The sequence below is a fragment of the Pseudonocardia sp. genome (assembly GCF_025465255.1).
GTDB lineage: Bacteria > Actinomycetota > Actinomycetes > Mycobacteriales > Pseudonocardiaceae > Pseudonocardia.
In genome coordinates, this window is record NZ_JAODNI010000164.1 from 1 (window position 1) to 18,557 (window position 18,557).

General features: G+C 74.1%; 17 protein-coding genes and 2 pseudogenes. 4 read left to right on the forward strand and 15 right to left on the reverse strand.

Features of this window, described 5'->3' with window-relative positions:
• Window positions 1-125 precede the first annotated feature (125 nt).
• Both efp and JWP64_RS19345 read right to left on the reverse strand, forming a co-directional pair.
• Window positions 126-617 (reverse strand): annotated as a pseudogene (gene efp / locus JWP64_RS19340) (elongation factor P); the annotation flags it as partial.
• 219 nt (window positions 618-836) lie between these two features.
• Window positions 837-1,922 (reverse strand): Xaa-Pro peptidase family protein, encoded by a 1,086-nt coding sequence (locus tag JWP64_RS19345; protein WP_297499143.1) that lies wholly within the window; start codon window positions 1,920-1,922, stop codon window positions 837-839.
• Window positions 1,923-1,945: 23 nt separating this feature from the next.
• Between JWP64_RS19345 and JWP64_RS19350 the strand changes: the two genes are divergently transcribed.
• Window positions 1,946-2,686, forward strand: a complete 741-nt coding sequence (locus JWP64_RS19350) for an MBL fold metallo-hydrolase (RefSeq protein ID WP_297499145.1) — start codon at window positions 1,946-1,948, stop codon at window positions 2,684-2,686.
• A gap of 101 nt (window positions 2,687-2,787) precedes the next feature.
• On the opposite strand, the gene aroQ is transcribed toward JWP64_RS19350, so the two are convergent.
• From aroQ to JWP64_RS19375, 5 genes are read right to left on the reverse strand one after another with little or no spacing between them, the layout of a single operon-like run.
• Window positions 2,788-3,219 (reverse strand): type II 3-dehydroquinate dehydratase, encoded by a 432-nt coding sequence (gene aroQ, locus JWP64_RS19355; RefSeq protein WP_297499146.1) that lies wholly within the window; start codon window positions 3,217-3,219, stop codon window positions 2,788-2,790.
• On the reverse strand, window positions 3,216-4,310 hold the full coding sequence (gene aroB / locus JWP64_RS19360) for a 3-dehydroquinate synthase (protein WP_297499148.1): 1,095 nt from the start codon (window positions 4,308-4,310) through the stop codon (window positions 3,216-3,218). The genes aroQ and aroB overlap by 4 nt, the downstream gene beginning before the upstream one ends.
• A gap of 43 nt (window positions 4,311-4,353) precedes the next feature.
• Window positions 4,354-4,983: a shikimate kinase gene (locus tag JWP64_RS19365; protein WP_297499150.1), complete on the reverse strand. Its 630-nt coding sequence runs from the start codon at window positions 4,981-4,983 to the stop codon at window positions 4,354-4,356.
• Entirely contained in the window at window positions 4,976-6,184 is a 1,209-nt protein-coding gene (gene aroC / locus JWP64_RS19370) for a chorismate synthase (protein ID WP_297499152.1), read from the reverse strand. Before aroC ends, JWP64_RS19365 begins: the two co-directional genes overlap by 8 nt.
• 13 nt (window positions 6,185-6,197) lie before the next feature.
• Window positions 6,198-6,836, reverse strand: a complete 639-nt coding sequence (locus JWP64_RS19375) for a prepilin peptidase (protein ID WP_297499154.1) — start codon at window positions 6,834-6,836, stop codon at window positions 6,198-6,200.
• Window positions 6,837-6,991: 155 nt separating this feature from the next.
• Here JWP64_RS19375 and JWP64_RS19380 point away from each other — a divergent pair, with 155 nt between their 5' ends.
• Window positions 6,992-7,852, forward strand: a complete 861-nt coding sequence (locus JWP64_RS19380; RefSeq protein ID WP_297499156.1) for a spermidine synthase — start codon at window positions 6,992-6,994, stop codon at window positions 7,850-7,852.
• 63 nt (window positions 7,853-7,915) lie between these two features.
• Here JWP64_RS19380 and JWP64_RS19385 read toward each other — a convergent pair whose 3' ends face one another.
• The 6 genes and pseudogenes from JWP64_RS19385 to shbA all read right to left on the reverse strand — a co-directional run.
• Complete coding sequence (locus tag JWP64_RS19385) at window positions 7,916-9,115, reverse strand: endolytic transglycosylase MltG (protein WP_297499158.1); 1,200 nt, start codon at window positions 9,113-9,115, stop codon at window positions 7,916-7,918.
• A gap of 111 nt (window positions 9,116-9,226) precedes the next feature.
• Window positions 9,227-9,661, reverse strand: coding sequence for a Holliday junction resolvase RuvX (gene ruvX / locus JWP64_RS19390; RefSeq protein WP_297499160.1), 435 nt, complete (start codon window positions 9,659-9,661; stop codon window positions 9,227-9,229).
• A gap of 64 nt (window positions 9,662-9,725) precedes the next feature.
• A complete protein-coding gene (gene alaS / locus JWP64_RS19395) occupies window positions 9,726-12,389 on the reverse strand; it encodes an alanine--tRNA ligase (RefSeq protein ID WP_297499162.1) in 2,664 nt (887 codons plus the stop codon).
• Window positions 12,390-12,459: 70 nt separating this feature from the next.
• On the reverse strand, window positions 12,460-12,786 hold the full coding sequence (locus tag JWP64_RS19400) for a hypothetical protein (protein WP_297499164.1): 327 nt from the start codon (window positions 12,784-12,786) through the stop codon (window positions 12,460-12,462).
• Window positions 12,783-13,193, reverse strand: coding sequence for a DUF948 domain-containing protein (locus tag JWP64_RS19405; protein ID WP_297499166.1), 411 nt, complete (start codon window positions 13,191-13,193; stop codon window positions 12,783-12,785). Before JWP64_RS19405 ends, JWP64_RS19400 begins: the two co-directional genes overlap by 4 nt.
• Window positions 13,194-13,373: 180 nt before the next feature.
• A pseudogene (gene shbA / locus JWP64_RS19410) lies at window positions 13,374-13,958 on the reverse strand (RNA polymerase sigma factor ShbA); the annotation flags it as partial.
• A gap of 445 nt (window positions 13,959-14,403) precedes the next feature.
• On the opposite strand from shbA, the gene JWP64_RS19415 reads away from it, so the two are divergent.
• Together JWP64_RS19415 and JWP64_RS19420 are read left to right on the forward strand one after the other, a co-directional pair.
• Window positions 14,404-15,096 carry a TetR/AcrR family transcriptional regulator gene (locus JWP64_RS19415; protein WP_297499167.1) on the forward strand — a complete coding sequence of 231 codons (693 nt, stop codon included), beginning with the start codon at window positions 14,404-14,406 and terminating at the stop codon, window positions 15,094-15,096.
• A gap of 143 nt (window positions 15,097-15,239) precedes the next feature.
• Complete coding sequence (locus JWP64_RS19420) at window positions 15,240-16,409, forward strand: DNRLRE domain-containing protein (RefSeq protein ID WP_297499169.1); 1,170 nt, start codon at window positions 15,240-15,242, stop codon at window positions 16,407-16,409.
• Here JWP64_RS19420 and rocD read toward each other — a convergent pair.
• Window positions 16,406-17,578 (reverse strand): ornithine--oxo-acid transaminase, encoded by a 1,173-nt coding sequence (gene rocD / locus JWP64_RS19425; RefSeq protein WP_297499352.1) that lies wholly within the window; start codon window positions 17,576-17,578, stop codon window positions 16,406-16,408. The two genes, JWP64_RS19420 and rocD, sit on opposite strands and share 4 nt — an antisense overlap.
• A gap of 74 nt (window positions 17,579-17,652) precedes the next feature.
• A complete protein-coding gene (ddaH, locus tag JWP64_RS19430) occupies window positions 17,653-18,495 on the reverse strand; it encodes a dimethylargininase (RefSeq protein WP_366890249.1) in 843 nt (280 codons plus the stop codon).
• Window positions 18,496-18,557: the final 62 nt, after the last annotated feature.

Here is an 18,557-nt window from a genome sequence, read left to right on the forward strand (position 1 = left end):
GACCCGCGGCTTCGCCTCTGACCGGACGCCGGTTCCGTAGGGTGCGCGGCAGGGACGTCTGCCATCCCCCTCGCCGATCTGGACGACTGGCTCGACTTTGCCGAGGCCGTGCTCGGCCGCGCAGACAGCGGCACCTTGATCTCGGCGCCGGTCTCCAGCGTGGCGGGCTTGGTGCCGCCGGTGGAGCGGTCGCCCTGCAGGCCCGGGTCCGTGTGCTGGATGACCAGCTCGACCGAGGTCGGCAGCTCGATGAACAGCGGGGTGTTCTCGTGGAACGACACCTGCGCCACCTGGTTCTCCAGCAGGTAGTTGGCGTTCTCGCCGACGACCGGCGCGGGGAGCGGGATCTGGTCGAACGTGTCCCCGTCCATGAACATGAAGTCCGCGCCGTCGCGGTACAGGTAGGTCATGTCCCGGCGGTCGACCGTCGCGGTCTCGACCTTGGTGCCGGCGTTGAACGTCTTGTCGACGACCTTGCCGGTCATCACGTTCTTCAGCGTCGTGCGGACGAAGGCGCCGCCCTTGCCGGGCTTGACGTGCTGGAACGCCTGGACCGACCACAGCTGGCCCTCCAGGTTGAGCACCAAGCCGTTCTTCAGGTCGTTCGTGGTGGCCACGTGCGGGTATCTCCTGGTTCGTCGCGGTTCGTCGGAGGAGCGGGCATGCGGGAGCCGCACCTGCGAAGACCGGTACGACCGCACGCTGCGGAGTTCTCTGCGGTGGACCACCGATCCCGGTGGGCTCCACCGAGCCGTCCGCAAGGATAGCGCCGCGCTCCGACGGGCGGGGAGGCGCCCGGCCTCCGCCGGCTGCCCGAGTGTTCCCGCCCGCATCGCCTACAGCTCGACCAGCTCGCGGGTGGTCAGCGTGATCGGCTCGGCCGCGCCCGCCAGGACGACGAGCGTGTCCTCGATCCGCACTCCGCCGCGCCCCTCCAGGTAGACGCCCGGCTCGACGGTCACCGCCATGCCCTCGGCCAGCGCGCCCCTCCCCGACGCCGAGAGCGCCGGCGCCTCGTGGATCTGCAGGCCGACCCCGTGCCCCAGCCCGTGCAGGAACTGCTCGCCGCGGCCCGCGTCCGCGATGACGCTCCGGGACGCCTTGTCGACGTCGGACACCTGGGTCCCCGGCAGCACCGCGGCCCGCCCGGCGGCCTGCGACCGGGCGACCAGGTCGTACAGCTCGCGCTGCCAGTCCGCCGGCGGCCCGAGGACGAACGTGCGGGTCATGTCCGAGTGGTAGCCGTCGACGAGCGCGCCGAAGTCCAGCTTCACCAGGTCGCCGCGGCGCAGCTGCGCGCCGGTCGGGCTGTGGTGCGGGATGGCGGAGTTCGCGCCGGCGGCGACGATCGACTCGAACGCCGGGGCCTGCGCGCCGAGGCGGCGCATCCGCTCCTCAAGGTCCAGCGCGACGTCGCGCTCCGTGCGGCCCTCCCGGATCCCCCCGGCCGCGATCAGGTCGGCCAGCGCGGCGTCGGCGATCGCGCAGGCCCGGCGCAGGGCGTCGATCTCGGTGTCGTCCTTCACCACCCGCAGCTGCTGGACCAGCCCGGGCGCGCGTTCCAGGGTGACGCCCTCGGCCGCGTCGACGAGCGCGCGGTGCTCCTCGACGGTGACGGCGTCCGACTCGAAGCCCAGCGCCGCGACGTCCAGCGCCGCGGCCCGCCCGATCAGCGCTCGGGCGGTCGCGCGCTCGATGACGGGCACCAGGTCCGGCACCTCCGCGGCGGACTGGGTCAGGTAGCGGCCGTCCGTGCCGAACCGGGTCCGGGCGTCGCCGTCGGCGTGCAGGAGCAGCGCGGCGTTGGAACCGGTGAACCCGGTCAGGTACCGCACGTTGACCAGGTCGGTGACCAGCAGGGCGTCGAGCCCGGCCTCTCGGACGAGCGCGCGGAGAGCCGTCCGGCGGGACGCGTGAGACATGGTTGCCAGCCTAGGCTGGGCGCGTGAACGCAGGCATCAGCGGCGGTACCGAGGGTCTCTACTTCCGGCAGCTGCTCTCCGGCCAGGACTACGCCGTGGGCGACCGGATCGCCGCGCAGATGGTCAACTTCTCCTACCTGATCGGGGACCTCGCGACGCGCGAGGCGGTCGTCGTCGATCCCGCGTACGCGCCCGGGGACCTGCTCGACATCGTCGAGGCCGACGGGATGCGGCTCACCGGAGTGCTGGTGACGCACCACCATCCGGACCACGTCGGCGGCCGGATGATGGGCTTCGACCTGACCGGGCTCGCGGAGCTGCTCGGCCGCGCGCCGGTCCCCGTGCACGTCCAGCGGGCGGAGGCGGAGTGGGTCACCAAGGTCACCGGGATAGCCGCGAGCGACCTCACCCCGCACGACAACGACGACCTGCTGCAGGTCGGGAGCGTGCCGATCCGGCTGCTGCACACCCCCGGGCACACGCCGGGGAGCCAGTGCTTCCTCATCGGGCAGGGCCACGGCGGGCGGCTCGTCGCCGGGGACACGCTGTTCCTGCAGGGCTGCGGCCGCACGGACTTCCCGGGCGGGGACGTCGAGGCGATGTACACCAGCCTGCAGCGGCTCGCCACGCTCGCCGGGAACCCCGTCGTCTACCCGGGCCACCGGTACTCCGACGACTCCAGCTCGCCGCTACTGGACGTCCGGAGGAGCAACGTGGTCTTCCGCCCCCGCTCCCAGGAGGAGTTCGTGATGGCCTTCGGCTGAGCCCCCCTGGTCGCGGTGTGGAGCCACGACGCGCTCTTCGCGCCTCCCCGGTCGCGTCAAGGCTCCATAACGCGGATTCCGGCGTCGAGAAGCGCGTGCGGTCACTGCTGGGCGATCCAGGTCAGGGCGAGGGGGTAGCCCTGGACGCCCAGGCCGACGATCGTGCCCGTCGCGACCGCGCTGACGTAGCTGTGGTGGCGGAACTCCTCGCGGGTGTGCACGTTGCTGATGTGCACCTCGACCAGCGGGGCGGTGAGCATCGCACACGCGTCCCGGACCGCGACGGAGGTGTGCGTCCACGCCGCCGGGTTGAGGACGACCGGGGTGCCCGCGTCCGCGGCGTCGTGCAGCCAGCCCAGCAGCTCGCCCTCGTGGTTCGTCTGCCGGACCTCGACCTGCAGGCCCAGCTCCGCGCCCTTCTTGACGCACAGCTCGACGAGGTCCGCGTAGGTCGTCGCGCCGTAGATGCCGGGCTCGCGGGTGCCGAGCCGGTTGAGGTTGGGGCCGTTGAGGACCAGCACCTGCCGCGTCATTCGGCCCCTGCCTCGGCCACGCGCGCGTACGCCCGGGCCAGCAGCTCCGGGGCGGGGTCCTCGAGGCGGCCCGGGTTCGCGAGGCCGTCCAGCACCACGAACCGGAGCTTCCCGGCACGGGACTTCTTGTCGCCCCTCATGGACTCGGCGAGCTCCGGGAGCGCGTCCGCGTCGTAGGTGACCGGCAGGCCGAGGGACTGCAGGATCGCGCGGTGCCGGTCCGCCGTGGGGTCGTCGAGGCGGCCCGCGGCCCGGCCCAGCTCGGCGGCGAAGACGGTGCCGACGCTGACCGCCGCGCCGTGCCGCCAGGTGTAGGCCTCGCGGCGCTCGATGGCGTGGGCCAGGGTGTGGCCGTAGTTCAGGATCTCCCGCCGGAAGGACTCGCGCAGGTCCGTGCCGACCACGTCCGCCTTGACCGCGATCGCGCGGCGGACCAGCTCGGGCAGCACCTCCCCGGCCGGGTCCAGGGCGGCCTTCGGGCCCTGCTCGACCAGGTCCAGGATCACGGGGTCCGCGATGAACCCGGCCTTGACCACCTCGGCCATGCCGGCGGCCAGCTCGTCCGGCGGGAGGGTCTCCAGCGTCGCGAGGTCGACGAGCACGGCGGACGGCTCGTAGAACGCCCCGACGAGGTTCTTCCCGGCGCCGGTGTTGATGCCGGTCTTGCCGCCGACGGACGCGTCGACCATGCCGAGCAGCGTCGTCGGCACGTGCACGACCGCGACCCCGCGCATCCACGTGGCGGCGACGAACCCGGCGAGGTCCGTGGCCGCGCCCCCGCCGAAGCCGACGACCACGTCCGCGCGGGTGAGGCCGATCTGCCCGCAGACCTCCCAGCAGAAGCCCGCGACGGCGAGGGACTTGCCCTCCTCGGCGTCCGGGATCTCGAGGCGGTGGGCGTCGAGGCCGGCGGCCTCCAGGTCGGCGCGGACGGACTCCGCGGCGTCGGTGAGGCCGGGCTGGTGGATCAGCAGGACGGTGCGGGCCCCGAGGTCGGTGACGACCCCGGCGAGCCCGGCGCGCACCCCCCGGCCCACGACGACGTCGTAGGGCCGCTCCGCGGCCACCGTGATCCGCACGGGTTCGGTCATGGGGGAACCCTAACCGGCTGCCGTTCCCCCCTCCCTGGGCCTCTCAGCCCTGGGGGCGGCCCAGCACCGGATCGGGCAGCGGCGAGTCCTCGTGCGGGGTGGGGCGGTCGTCCGGGTCCACCGCGTCCGCGGCCGCCGGCGGCAGCTCGTCCGGGCCCTCGCCCAGCGCCGCCAGCACCGCCGCGGCCACCTGGTTCGCGCTCCGGCGCACCGTGTCCACCTCGACCGTCGCGACCTCGCGGTAGAGCGGGGCGCGGGCGTCGAGCAGGGCCCGGAACGTCGCGCGCGGGTTGACCCCGGCGAGCAGCGGGCGCGCGGTGGACATGCCGGTGCGGCGCAGCCCGTCCGCCAGCCCGACGGTCAGCGACACCACCCGGTGCCCGCGCAGCTTCACCCGCGTGGCCTCGGCCAGCACGGACCCGCCGCCGAGCGCCAGCACGCCGCAGTCCCGGGACAGCAGCTCCGCGACGACCTCGCGTTCGAGCGCCCGGAAGGCGCCCTCGCCGTCCTGCAGGAACATGTCCGCGACGGTCTTGCCGATCCGCGTCTCGATCTCGGCGTCGACGTCGGTGAAGCCGACGCCGAGACGCCTGCCCAGGACCTTGCCGACCGTGCTCTTGCCCGAACCCGGGGGCCCGACGAGCACCAACGTGGGGCGGTCCTGCTCACTCATTCGGCCGCTCCCGATCGGCCGCGCGGAGCGGTCCGGCGGACTCCAGGTAGGAGGCGACGTTGCGCCGGGTCTCCGCGATCGAGTCCCCGCCGAACTTCTCCAGCGCCGCGTCCGCCAGCACCAGCGCCACCATCGACTCCACGACGACGCCGGCCCGCGGCACCGCGCACGCGTCCGAACGCTGGTGGATGCCGGTGGCCTCCTCCCCCGTCGCCACGTCCACCGTGCGCAGCGCCCGCGGCACGGTCGAGATGGGCTTCATCGCGACCCGGACCCGCACGGGCTCGCCGTTGGTCATGCCGCCCTCGATGCCCCCGGCCCGGTTGGACAACCGCTTGATCGGGTCCCCGGGGATCATCTCGTCGTGCGCGGCGCTGCCCCGGCGGTGGGCGGTGCGGAACCCGTCGCCGATCTCGACGCCCTTCATCGCCTGGACGCCCATCAGGGCCGCGGCCAGGCGCGCGTCGAGGCGGCGGTCCGCGTGCACGTAGGAGCCGATGCCGACGGGCAGCCCGTAGGCGATCACCTCGATGACGCCGCCGAGGGTGTCCCCGTCCTCGTGCGCCGCGTCGATCTCGGCGATCATCCGCGCCGTCGTCTCCTCGGAGAACGCGCGGACCGGGCTCGCGTCAACCCGGTCCAGGTCGCCGGGGCCGGGCACGGGCTGGTCCTCCGGGGCGTCGACCGCCCCGATCGCGACGACGTGGGACACGACGTCCACCCCGAACGCCTGTTTGAGGAACGCCTTGGCCACGGTCCCGAGCACCACCCGGGACGCCGTCTCCCGCGCACTGGCCCGCTCGAGCACCGGGCGCGCGTCGTCGAAGCCGTACTTGGTCATGCCGGCGAGGTCCGCGTGCCCGGGGCGGGGCCGGGTGAGCGGGGCGTTGCGCGCGCGGTTGGCGATCAGCTCGGGGTCCACCGGGTCGGCGGCCATCACCGTCTCCCACTTGGGCCACTCGGTGTTGCCGATCCGCACGGCCACCGGGCCGCCCTGGGTGAGGCCGTGCCGGATGCCGCCGATCACCTCGAGCTCGTCCGCCTCGAACGCCATCCGGGGGCTGCGGCCGTGGCCGAGCTTGCGGCGGGCCAGCTCGGCCTGCAGCTCCTTGGTGGTGACCTCGACGCCGGCGACCATGCCCTCGAGCACGGCGACCAGCGCGGGGCCGTGGGACTCCCCGGCAGTGATCCAACGCAACACGCCCGCAATCCTCTCACCCCGCACCGAACGACCCGGCCGCCAGGGCGACCACCGCCCAGGACGCGACCAGCATCGACGGCCCGTGCGGCACCTCGCGGCGACCGCGCCGCAGGAGGACCAGCGCCAGAGTGGCACTGATCAGCGCCGCCAGCACCGTCCCGAGGAGCACCGCCGGCCAGGAGACCGCCGCCAGCACGGCGCCCACGGGGGCCGCCAACTTCACGTCGCCGGCCCCGAGCGCGCAGGGCGACACCAGGTGGACCAGGGCGTGGGCGCCCAGCAGCAGCGCGGCCCCGCCCGCCGCCCGCAGCACGGCACCGAACCCGAGCGGCACCAGCAGCAGGAGCACCGCGGGGACGGCCGGCAGGGTGAGGGTGTCCGGCAGCCGCCGGTGCACGACGTCGACCGCCCCGCAGGCGACCAGCAGCCAGCCGAGCCCGAGGACGAGCGGCAGCCACCGGACGTCCGCCCCGCCCTGCAGCACCACGGCCGTGCCGAGCCCCCAGACGAGCGCCACCGCCACCTCGCACCACGGCGGCGACACCCGGGCACCGCGTCGCAACCGGGCCAGCAGGAGCCGGGCGCCGCGGCCCGCCACCGCGCCGTCGACCATTGCGAGGGCCACGAGCAGGAGCATCGTCCCGGAGTTCATGCCCACGATGCTGCGGCCGCACCGGGCCGCCGCGCGGACGAATGCGCTCGTTGTGGACAGGCGGGAGGGGGTGGGGACAACCCGGGCGTAGGCACCGCGGCCACGGTGACGGAGTCGGTCCCCCGTGGTAGTGCGCACCGGGCAGGATGGCGTGGGTGCTCTCCCGACGTCCCGAACGGACCGCCTCCGCGGTGATCCGTGCCGAGGTCGACCACGGCCTCGCGGAGCTGGTCGGGGACCCCGACCGGCCCCAGGCGTGGACGCTGCTGCTCGACGGCACCGCCCAGTCCCACGTCGACCTCGACGACCCCGAGCATCTGGAGTTCGAGTACGTCCGGCGGATCGCGCACGTCGTGGACACGATCGCGCCGGCGCACCGGCCCGTCCGCGCGGTGCACCTGGGCGGTGGCGCGTGGACGCTGCCCCGCTACGTCGCCGCGACCCGGCCCGGATCCGTCCAGCGGGTCGTCGACCTCGACGCGGCGCTGATCGAGCTGGTCCGCACCCGGCTGCCCGTGGACGACCCGGGGATCCAGCTGCAGAGCGGCGACGCGCGGGCCCGGCTGGCCGGCATCCCCGCGGGCGGCACCGATCTCGCCGTGCTCGACGTGTTCGCGGGCGCCCGCACGCCGGCGCACCTGACGTCGGTCGAGTTCGTCCGCGACGCCCACCGCATCCTGGCGCCCGGGGGCGTCTACGTCGCGAACGTGGCCGACGGCGGCCCGCTGCACTTCGCCCGCAGCCAGGTCGCGACGGCGGCGGCCGTGTTCGCCGAGCTCGCGCTGATCGCCGTGCCCGACCTGCTCACCGGGCGCCGCTTCGGCAACCTGGTGCTGATCGCGTCGGATGCGCCGCTGCCGGTTCCCGAGCTGTGCCGCCGGACCGCGTCCGACCCGTTCCGCGCCACCGTCCTCGACGACGACGAGGCCCGCGCCTTCGCCGGGAACGCGGAGCCGCGCACGGACCGGACCGCGACCCCGTCGACCGATCCCCCGGCGGGCTTCTTCGGGCGCTGAGCCCGCTTCAGGGTCTGGCCTGCGGATCTGTGCCGCCGGCTGGAGATCCGCAGGACGGGCCCTCTAGAACGCGCCGTTGGCGATCGCCTTCCGCACGTTCTCCTGGTGCTCCGGCAACGTCGTCGCGAAGCAGGAGGTGCCGTCCGTCTGGCAGCGCACGAAGTACTCCCACGGCCCCGGCTCGGGGTTCAGCGCGGAGGCGATCGCGGCCTTGCCGGGGGCGGCGATGGGCGTGGGCGGGAGGCCCGTGTTCTGGTAGCTGTTGTACGGCCCGGCCGTGCCGCGGGCCTCCGCCGTGGTGCGCAGCGCCTGCAGGTCCAGCGGGTAGTTGACCGTGGAGTCCAGCTCGAGGCGCCGGTCGCCCGCCAGCCGGTTGACGATCGCGCGGGACACCTTCGGCATGTCCGGCGTGATGCCCTCCTTCTCGGCCAGCGAGGAGAGCACCAGCAGCTGGTAGGAGCTCAGGCCGTTGCGGTTCTCGTCCCCGCCCAGGCCGTTCGTCGCGAGCCGGGCGACCGAGACCCCCAGCACGGACTTCCACACCTCCGCGGCCGGGGTGCCCGGCGCGACGTCGTAGAGCCCGGGGACGACGAGCCCCTCGAAGCGCCGGCCGGGCTCGGCGCGCGTCACGTCCTCGACGGCCCACGGCGGCACCCCGAGCGACGCCGGGTCCGCCGTCGCCATCGTGTTCCGCAGGTCGTCGGCGCTCACGCAGGTGCGCGCCCCGTCGAGCTGCGCACAGGTGGCGGAGGAGATCAGGCTGAGCACGCCCGGCGTGACGGTGCCGTCCGGCGAGCGCGTGTCGTCGAGCTGGACGCCGCCGCGGACCTCCATGCGGCCGACGCGCGACGCGGGATCCAGGATCGCGCCGACGGCGTCCTCGCCGGACATCTTGAGCTTCACCTGGTAGTAGCCCGGCTGCACCGAGCGGATCGCGGCGTTCTCCGCGGCCGCCTCGGTGAAGGCCTCCGGGCTCGCGACGACGCCGCGGCGGGCCAGCATGGTCGCGATCTGCCGGGTGGAGTCCCCGTCGAGCACGCGGACGACGGCGTCGCCCTCGCCGGGGCCGTCGAAGTCGTCGGTGAAGAGGTACGAGCCGAGGAAGTAGGCGCCACCACCGAACACCGCGCCCAGCAGGACCAGGATCGCCAGCAGGATGAACAGGCCCCGGCGGCGACGGCGGCGGCCCCGCTCACGCAGCTCGGCCCGCCGGGCGGAGAGCTCCTCGCGCCGGGTGGTGCGCAGCCCGGAACCGTCCGTCACCGGGGCGTCCACGGCCGGGGCGGCGGGGGCGCGGCGCGACCGTTCACGTCCCCGAGCGTAGCCAGCCGGTGTCCGGCGGGTGTCGAGGGCCCCACACGGGACCCGCGGCCCTCACCGGGCACGGGCCCCGTCGAGGTAACCCTGCAGGATGCCGACGGCCGCCGCCTGGTCGATGACGGCCCGTTGCTTGCGCCCCTTCACCCCGCGCGCGCGGAGCTGCTGGGTGGCGACGACCGTCGTCAGCCGCTCGTCGTGCAGGACCACCGGCACGTCGACGACGCCTCGGATGGCCTCCGCGAACTCCAGCGCGAGCTGCGCCGCGGGCCCCTCGCGCCCGGCGAGGGTCCGCGGCAGCCCGACGACGACCTCGACGGCCTCGTGTTCCGCGACGAGCTCGGCGAGCGCTCGCAGGTCGGCCCCGCCCGCCACGTCCCGGGCGAGGGTGACGAGCGGGGTGGCGATGATCCCGTCCGGGTCGCACAGCGCGACGCCGACCCGCACCGCCCCGACGTCGACGCCCAGCCGGCGCCCCCGCGTGAACGTCATCGCCGGCACCCGTGGCGCGAACGTGCCGCCACGGGGAACGAGAGCGCCATGAGTGCCGCCGCCCTCACGCCCGTACGGCCTCGCGGAGCGCCTGGATGGCCGCGGGGATCCCGGCCGGCTCCGTGCCGCCGCCCTGGGCGAGGTCCGGCTTGCCGCCGCCCCGCCCACCGACGGCCTGCGCGAACGTCGGGATGAGCTTGCCCGCGGCGAGGCCCTGGTCCCGGGCCGCGGCGGTGGTGGCGACGACGAACGCGACCTTGCCCGCGTCGTCGGAGGAGAACAGCGCGACCACGCCGGGCTTGCTGCCCAGCCGGCCGCGGACGTCCGAGGCGAGCGAGCGCAGGTCGTTGCCGCCCAGCCCGGGCGGGGCCGCGACGGCGACGAGCGCGGTGCCGTCGAGATCCTCGGCCCGGTCCGCGAGCGTCCCGGCAGAGGCCAGGACGGCGTCCGCCCGGTGCTTCTCGATCTCCCGCTCGGCGTCGCGCAGCTTCTCGACCAGCCCGTTCACCCGCTCCGGCAGCTCCTCCGGGCGGGCCTTGAGCTGCTCGGCGAGCCGGCTGACCAGCAGGTGCTCCTTGGACATGTAGTCGAAGGCGTCGAGGCCGACGAGGGCCTCGACCCGGCGCACGCCCGAGCCGATCGAGCCCTCGGACAGCACCTTGACCAGGCCGAGCTCGCCCGTGCGGCCGACGTGCGTGCCGCCGCACAGCTCGCGCGAGTAGTCGCCCATGTCCACGACGCGGACGCGGTCCCCGTACTTCTCGCCGAAGAGCATCATCGCGCCGCGCCGGCGGGCCTCGTCCATCGAGGTCTCGTAGGTCTCGATCTCGCGGTTCTGCTGCAGGACCGTGTTCACCTCGGACTCGATCTCCGCCAGCGCCGTGGGCGACACCGCGCCGCCCGGCGACGTGAAGTCGAACCGGAGCCGCCCGGGGGCGTTGAGCGACCCGGCCTGGGCGGCGGAGGTGCCGAGCGCCCCGCGGACCCCGGCGTGCACGAGGTGCGTGCCGGTGTGGGCTCGGGAGATCGCGGCGCGGCGCGCCACGTCGACCTCGGCCACGACGGACGAGTCGACGGTCACGGTGCCGTGCGTGACGACCCCGCGGTGCACGCGCAGGCCCGCGACGGGTGACTGGACGTCGTCGACGCGCACGGTGAACGAGTCCGACCGCAGCTCGCCGGTGTCCGCCTGCTGGCCACCGGCCTCGGCATAGAACGGCGTGCGGTCCAGCACGACCTCCACGTTCGAGCCCTCGGCCGCGGCGGGGACGGGCTGCCCGTCCTTCAGCAGCCCGACGATCGAGCCCTCGGCGACCAGCTCGGTGTAGCCGAGGAAGCTCGTCGAGCCGTGCGTGTCCAGGACGGCCCGGTAGACCGACGCGTCCACGAACCCGATCTTGCGGCCGGCGGCGTCCGCCTTGGCGCGGGTCCGCTGCTCCTGCATGAGGGCGGTGAACCGGTCCTGGTCGACCTCGAGGCCCTGCTCGGCGGCCATCTCCAGGGTCAGGTCGATCGGGAAGCCGTAGGTGTCGTGCAGCTGGAAGGCCCGGTCACCGGGAAGGATCAGCGCACCGGAGGACTTCGTCTCGGCCACGGCCGTGTCGAAGATCCGCGAGCCGGCGGTGAGGGTGGAGAGGAACGCCTCCTCCTCGGCCTCGACGACGGCGGAGATCCGCTCGAACTCCGTCTGCAGCTCCGGGTAGGTCGGGGCCATCTCGTCCCGCACGACCTCGGCGAACGCACGCAGCACCGGCTCGGTGACGCCCAGCAGGCGGGCGGAGCGGACGATGCGGCGCAGCAGCCGGCGCAGGACGTACCCGCGGCCCTCGTTCGAGGGTGTCACGCCGTCGCCGATGATCATCACGCCGGAACGGGCGTGGTCCGCGATCACCCGGAAGCGGGTGTCGTCCTCCGGGTTCGCGCCGTACCTGCGGCCGGAGAAGGCCTCGGCGCGGGCGATGACCGGGCGGACCAGGTCCGTCTCGTAGACGTTCGCGACGCCCTGCAGCAGGTAGGCGACGCGCTCGACGCCCATGCCGGTGTCGATGTTCTTGCTGGGCAGGGTGCCGACCGGCGGGTGGCCGAGCTTGGGACTCAGCTCGCCGCGCTCGTCCTGCATGAAGACGAGGTTCCAGATCTCGAGGTAGCGGTCCTCGTCGACGACCGGGCCGCCGTCGCGGCCGTGCTCCGGCCCGCGGTCGTAGTAGATCTCCGAGCAGGGGCCGCCGGGACCGGGCACGCCCATGTCCCAGTAGTTGTCCTTGCCGTCGCGGCGCTGGATGCGCTCGTCGGGCAGCCCGGCGATGCGCTTCCAGAGCGCGATCGCCTCGTCGTCGGTCTCGTAGACGGTGACCCAGATGCGGTCCGGGTCGAAGCCGAACCCACCCGACGCCTGGTCACCGGTGACGAGGTTCCAGGCGTGCTCGATCGCGCCGGCCTTGAAGTAGTCCCCGAAGGAGAAGTTGCCGGCCATCTGGAAGAACGTGTTGTGCCGGGTGGTGCGGCCGACCTCGTCGATGTCGCCGGTGCGCACGCACTTCTGGATCGACGTGGCGCGCGGGTACGGCGCCGGGACGTCGCCCAGGAAGTAGGGCTTGAACTGCACCATGCCGGCGTTGACGAACAGCAGGTTCGGGTCGTCGAGGATCAGCGACGCGCTGGGGACGCGGGTGTGGCCGGCCGCGACGAAGTGATCGGTGAAGCGGCGGACGATCTCATGGGTCTGCACGGGAGTGATCTCTCCGGATCAGGAGGAGGAACGGACGCGACGAACGGCAGGAGCGCGGCGGAGACGCCGCTCAGGCTCCTGCCCGGCGCGCTCGCGCGCCGGGGTTCGCGGTCGGGCGGGCGCCACGCGGAGCGTCCTCGGACACGGCGTCGGAGTACGTGGGCAGCACGGCGCCGGTCCGGCGCTCCACCAGGTCCGTCAGCTCCCGCTCGCGGGCCGACATCCCGGCGCGCACCTCGGCGCCGAAGGCCCCGAGGCCGGCACCGAGCTCACGCAGGCCGTCCGCGAGGTCCGCGCCGATACCCTGCGGGGTGAGCCGCTGCTTGGTCTCGGTGACCCGGCGGGAGACGTAGACGCCCGCGGCCGCACCGACGCCGAGCCAGAACAGGCGCTTCACTTCTTCCCCTTGACCTTGCCCTTGCGGCCACGCAGCGCGTGCGCCCCAGCATCCTTGCCCGCCCTGCGTGCCTTGACCGCCTTGTTCAACCCGTAGGAGAACGCGGCGGCCCGCACCAGCGGACCTCCCAGGGTAGCCGTGAACAGCGACGTCAGGACGGACACGTTGCTGCTGACCTGGCGCGCGTTCGAGGTGATCCCGTCGACCCGCTCGAGCTGGGTGTTCACCGAGCTGAGGGTGGCGTGCGCGTCGGTGAGCAGCGGAGCGCTGCCCTCGTGGGCCTTGCGGATGGCCACGGTCGCCTCGTCGAGCGTGCGACCCAGCTTGAGCAGCGGGATCGCGATCAGCACCACGAGCACGACGAAAGCCCCCGCGGCGATCAGCGCAGCGATCTGACCAGCCGACACAAAGCCCTCCCGCGATCATCAAGTGAGGTGATCGCCACCTCTCGTGGTGATCGCGGACAGGCTACTACCCTCGGCCGTCCTCGACCGAGGACGGGTCGCCCGCCTCTATCGGCCGTCCCGGTCCTCGTCGTCGGCCGGGGCGGGGGTCGCGGCGAGCCCGGGCACGGCCACCCCGGTCTCGGCGACGAGCTGGCGGAGCCGGCCCAGCGCGCGGTGCTGGGTCACCCGGACCGCACCGGGCGTCGAGCCGACGGTCTTCGCCGTCTCCTCGGCGCTCAGCCCGACCGCGAGCCGCAGCACGAGGACCTCGCGCTGACGCTCCGTGAGCGTGTCGAGCAGGCCGCCGAGGCGGTGGTTGAGCTCGACCGCGAGGACCCGGTGCTCCGGGCCGTCGTGGCTGACGGCCATGTCCGGCACCTCCGCGACTGGCTCGGACCGGTTGCGCCCGATCGCCCGGAAGGCGTCGGTGACCTTGTGCGCCGCGATGCCGTAGACGAAGGCGCGGAACGACAGGCCCTTCACGGTGTACGTCGGCAGCGCGTTGACGACGGCCAGGCAGACGTCCTGGGCGACGTCCTCGGCCGAGCCGATGACGGTCTCCTGACGGCCGAGCCGGCCCCGGCAGTACCGCAGCACCAGCGGACGGATCTCGGTGAGCAGCTCGTCCCTGGCGCGCGTGTCGCCCTCGACGGCGCCCGCGACGAACTGCTCGAGGGCCGCGGGCTCCGGGAGCGAGCGCCCCGAGGTCTCCGGGACCTCCTCCAGCTCCGCCGGGAGCTCGAGCTCCAGGGCGGGCACTATCGAGATCAGCCGCTGCTCCGGCTGACCGACGTGGTGGGCGAACTGCTCGGCGGCGGCGCTCATCGGCCGGATCCGGACATGAGCGTGCGAACAGAGGTGTACATCGACGGGTTCCCCTCTCCCTGCACCGGGGACTACCGGGCCCCCGATGCCGTGCGCGGACTCAGCGGCACGCCTCGATGTGCCCGTCGAGGTGTGCCGCTGTGGTGCGGTGCTCCGCCCGGCGTCGGAAAGGGCGTCCGAGCCGCACCCCTGCGGCCCGGCTGCCCCCGGCACCGGTCCCGACCGCCGCCGTGCCCTGCGGCGATCGGGAACCGTTGTTCGATATTCAAGTAGCGCGTCACCAGTGTGGGGTACCGGTCGAACTGGAGTCAAGTATGGTTGGGCGAAGAAACGGTGACGGAGTGCGATGCCCCCCGATGAGACAGCTCCCCCGGAAGATCCGCGGGTCCGTGCGGCACGGACGAAACGTGAGCGCACGCGCCGCGCCCTGCTCGAATCCGCGGATGCCCTCTTCGGCACCCGTGGCTGGAACCAGACGCGCGTGGAGGACGTCGCCGCCGCCGCCGGGGTCAGCCCCGCGACGGCCTACAACCACTTCCCGACCAAGCACGCGCTCATCGGCACGGTGTACGCCCCGCTGCTCCGACCGCTCGCGCTCTCCGCGGAGCAGGACCGCCGGACGGGCCGACCGGTCGTCGACGCGTTGAGTGAGCAGGTCAGAGCCCTGAGCCGGACCAGCGCCCGGCACCGGGCGCTCACCGCGGCCCTGGCCCTGGCGATGCTGGACTACACCGCGCGCACCACCGCGCCGCCGGATCCGGCGGACCAGGGGGACCCGCGGAACCTCGCCCCGATGACGACCGCGATCCAGGGTCTGATCGAGGACGGACAGCGCTCCGGAGAGCTGCATCCGTTCCCGCCCGCGGCCGAGCTGAGCGGGGTGGTGATCAACCTGCTCCTGGTCCGCAGCCTCAACCGACCGGACGAGACGGCGGACCAGACGGCCGAGATGTTGCTCACCGTGATGTTCGGTGCCGTCAAGCCCGAACTGCTCGCGCGCCCAGGAGTCGGCGGACGGCCGTTTTCCGGCGACGACTGACTGTCGATCACACAATTTTGACTACCCGCGGTCAGATCGGTCCGCCGAGCGGCTGCGCCATCGGGTGACTTCGTTCCCCCGACACGGTCTCTCCCGACGCAGCTATCTTGCCGTGCGTGGTCCCTGGCCGTAGTTCTTCGGACATGTCACGACGCGCGGCGACCGCCGCGACCGCACTACTCGCAACATCGCTCCTCTGGCTCCTCTCACCGGGTGTCGCCTCCGCCGCGACTCCCCCGCCGACCGCGACACCTCCGGCCGGGGCCCCGCTCACCGAGGACGCCACCACCGCGTCCAGCGACACCGCCGTCCGCGCCGACGGTGCCCGCACCGTCACGCTCTACTCCGGCCCGGTCCGCGTGCAGCGCCCGGCCGCGTCCGGCGGGGCCGAGTGGCTGCCGGTCGACCTGACGCTGCGCACGGATCCCGACGGTGTCGTCCGCCCCGTCGCGGGACCGCACGACCTCACGCTCACCCCCACCGGGCCGTCCGTCCGGTATGCCGGCGGCGGGTCCGCGGCCGTCGCCTGGCCCACCGCGCTGCCCGCTCCGCGCCTCGCCGCCAACCGCGCCGTCTACCCGCAGGTCGCCCCGGGCTGGAGCCTCGAGGTCGAGGCAACACGCGCCGGCTTCGTCGCGTCGATCCGCAAGGACGGCGTGCCGACGGGTCCGGCGCCCGCGCTCGCCCTGCGCGGTGCCGCCGAGGCGGTCCCGGCCCCGGCGCTCGACGGCCGCACCGGGATGACCGAGGCCGAGTCCGCCGTCAGCCGGGTGGTGGCCGCCGAGAAGCCGGCCGGGGCCGCGCCCGTCCCCTTCGACACGACCGTGCAGACGACCATCCGCAACACCGACACCTCCGGCGAGCCCGAGCTCCGGATCGGCAGCTACGACGGGGTCGCGGCCGCCCGCAGCTACCTCACCTGGGACGTCGCGCAGCTCGCCGGGAAGCCGATCGGCACCGCGATGCTGGAGGTGTTCCAGGGCTGGTCCGCCTCGTGCAAGGCCCGGGCCTGGGAGGTCCGCTCGCTGAACCCGGGCGCCGGGCCGATCGGGCCGGCACTGCGCTGGGCGAACCAGCCCGCCGCCGACGCGGTGCGCGCCACCAGCACCGACACCCGGGGCAACAACGCCGCGTGCGCCCCCGGCTGGACCACCGTGGACGTCACACCCCTGGTGAAGGAGTGGGCCGCCGCCGGGACGACGTCCGGCACCGTGCAGCTCCGCGCGACCGACGAGACGGACCCGCTCTCCTGGAAGCGCTTCGGCTCGGCCGAGAGCCCGAACGTCCCCCGCCTCACCGTCACGATGCCCTAGGACTGCAGGGCGTGGCGGAGGGCGGCCAGGGCGGTGTGCAGGTCCGGCTCGGTGATCACCAGCGGCGGGGAGAGGCGAACGGTGGGGCCGTGGGTGTCCTTCGCCAGGACACCGAGGGCGGCCAGCCGTTCGCAGACCTCGCGGCCCGTCCCCAGCTCCGGGTCGACGTCCACGCCGGCCCACAGGCCCACCCCGCGGACGGCCGTCGCCCCGTGCCCGACGATCTCCCGCAACCCCTCGTGCAGGATCTCGCCCATCGCGCGGGTGTGCTCGAGCAGGCTCCCCTCGGCCAGCAGGCCGACGACGGCCCGGCCGACCGCGCAGGCCAGCGGGTTCCCCCCGAACGTCGAACCGTGCTGGCCGGGCTTGAGCACGCCGAGCACGTCGGAGTCGGCCACGACGGCGGAGACCGGCATGATCCCGGCGCCGAGCGCCTTGCCGAGCAGGTAGACGTCCGCGTCGACACCGGCCGCGCGCGTCGCCAGGACGTGCCCGGTCCGGCCCAGGCCGGCCTGCACCTCGTCGGACACGTAGAGCACGTTCGACGCGGTGCAGATCTCCCGGACCGCGGCCAGGTACCCGGGCGGCGGGACGATCACGCCCGCCTCGCCCTGGACCGGCTCGAGCAGCACCGCCACCGTCTCGGGCGTGATCGCGGCCCGGAGCGCGGCGGCGTCGCCGTACGGCACGACGTCGAAGCCCGGGGTGAACGGGCCGAACCCGCCGCGCGCCTCGGGATCGGTGGAGAACGAGACCACGCTGATCGTGCGGCCGTGGAACGCCTCCGCCGCGACGACGATCCGCGCCCGGCCCGCCGGCACGCCCTTCACCTCGTAGCCCCACTTGCGGGCCACCTTGAGCCCACTCTCGACGGCCTCCGCGCCGGTGTTCATCGGCAGCACCCGCTGCTTGCCCAGCAGCGCGGCGAGCTCGGTGCAGAACGGGCCGAGCTGGTCGTTGCCGAAGGCGCGACTGGTCAGGGTGACGCGGTCCAGCTGGCGGTGCGCGGCGGCGGTCAGCACCGGGTGGCGGTGGCCGAAGTTCAGCGCCGAGTACCCGGCGAGGAAGTCCAGGTAGCGGCGCCCCTCGACGTCGGTGACCCAGACCCCCTGCCCGTCCGCGATCACCACCGGCAGCGGGTGGTAGTTGTGCGCCGAGTGCTCGGCCATCAGCCGCTCGTGGACGGCGGTGGGACTGTCGTGGGCGACGGCCGGCTCCGCGAGCTCCGCCTCCGGCAGCAGTGTCATGCCCGCACCTCCAGCGTGCAGCATTTCGGTCCGCCACCGCCCTTGAGCAGCTCGGACAGGTCGACGCCCACGGGGGTGAAGCCCCGCTCGGCGTACTCCGCGGCCAGCCCGGCCGCCGCCGCCGGGAGGACGACGTGCCGCCCGTCGCTCACCGCGTTCAGCCCCAGCACCGCCGCGTCCTCGGCGCTCGCGATCACCGCGGCCGGGTAGCGCCCGGCCAGCACGCCCCGGGACCGCGGCGCGAACGCCTCCGGCAGGTAGGCGATCTCGGTGTCCGACAGGACGGTCACCGCCGTGTCCAGGTGGTAGTACCGCGGATCGACGAGCTCGAGCCCGATCACCGGCCGGCGCAGCACGCGCGCGGCCTCGACGTGCGCCCGCGGGTCCGTGCGGAACCCGCTCCCGGCCAGGACGACCTCGCCCGCGACGAGCAGGTCCCCCTCCCCCTCGTTGACGAAGGTCGGCTCGGCGAACCGGGTCAGCCCCGCGGCGGCGAGGGCGAGGCGGTAGGCGGCGGCCTCGGCCGCCCGCTCCGCGTACCTGAACATCGCGCCGTAGACGATCCCGCCGGCGACGGTGGCACCGTTGGCCGCGTAGACCATGTCCGGCAGCCCGGGCACGGGCTCGACGACGGTCACCTCGTGGCCCAGCTCGACGTAGGTCCGGCGCAGCGTGTCCCACTGGGCGAACGCGAGATCGAGGTCGACAGCGGCCCCGGGCGTCATCCAGGGGTTGATCGCGTACTCGACGGCGAAGTGGGTCGGCGGGCACATCACGTAGTGCCGGCGCGTGGGGTTCCTCGGGACGGTCTCGGACGGGCGGGAAAGGACGCTGGTCACGGGCACTCCCTGCGGGAAGGCGGACGGTCACGCCATCGGGACCCTGTCCCCCGCCAGCGTAG

Excerpts from the sequence above, each read along its gene's own strand:
- JWP64_RS19345 (WP_297499143.1), bottom strand. The coding sequence starts at position 1,922 with ATGTCTCACGCGTCCCGCCGGACGGCTCTCCGCGCGCTCGTCCGAGAG.
- aroQ (WP_297499146.1), bottom strand. The coding sequence starts at position 3,219 with ATGACGCGGCAGGTGCTGGTCCTCAACGGCCCCAACCTCAACCGGCTC.
- aroB (WP_297499148.1), bottom strand. The coding sequence starts at position 4,310 with ATGACCGAACCCGTGCGGATCACGGTGGCCGCGGAGCGGCCCTACGAC.
- JWP64_RS19365 (WP_297499150.1), bottom strand. The coding sequence starts at position 4,983 with ATGAGTGAGCAGGACCGCCCCACGTTGGTGCTCGTCGGGCCCCCGGGT.
- JWP64_RS19375 (WP_297499154.1), bottom strand. The coding sequence starts at position 6,836 with ATGAACTCCGGGACGATGCTCCTGCTCGTGGCCCTCGCAATGGTCGAC.
- ruvX (WP_297499160.1), bottom strand. The coding sequence starts at position 9,661 with ATGACGTTCACGCGGGGGCGCCGGCTGGGCGTCGACGTCGGGGCGGTG.
- JWP64_RS19415 (WP_297499167.1), top strand. The coding sequence starts at position 14,404 with ATGCCCCCCGATGAGACAGCTCCCCCGGAAGATCCGCGGGTCCGTGCG.
- JWP64_RS19420 (WP_297499169.1), top strand. The coding sequence starts at position 15,240 with ATGTCACGACGCGCGGCGACCGCCGCGACCGCACTACTCGCAACATCG.
- rocD (WP_297499352.1), bottom strand. The coding sequence starts at position 17,578 with ATGGCCGAGCACTCGGCGCACAACTACCACCCGCTGCCGGTGGTGATC.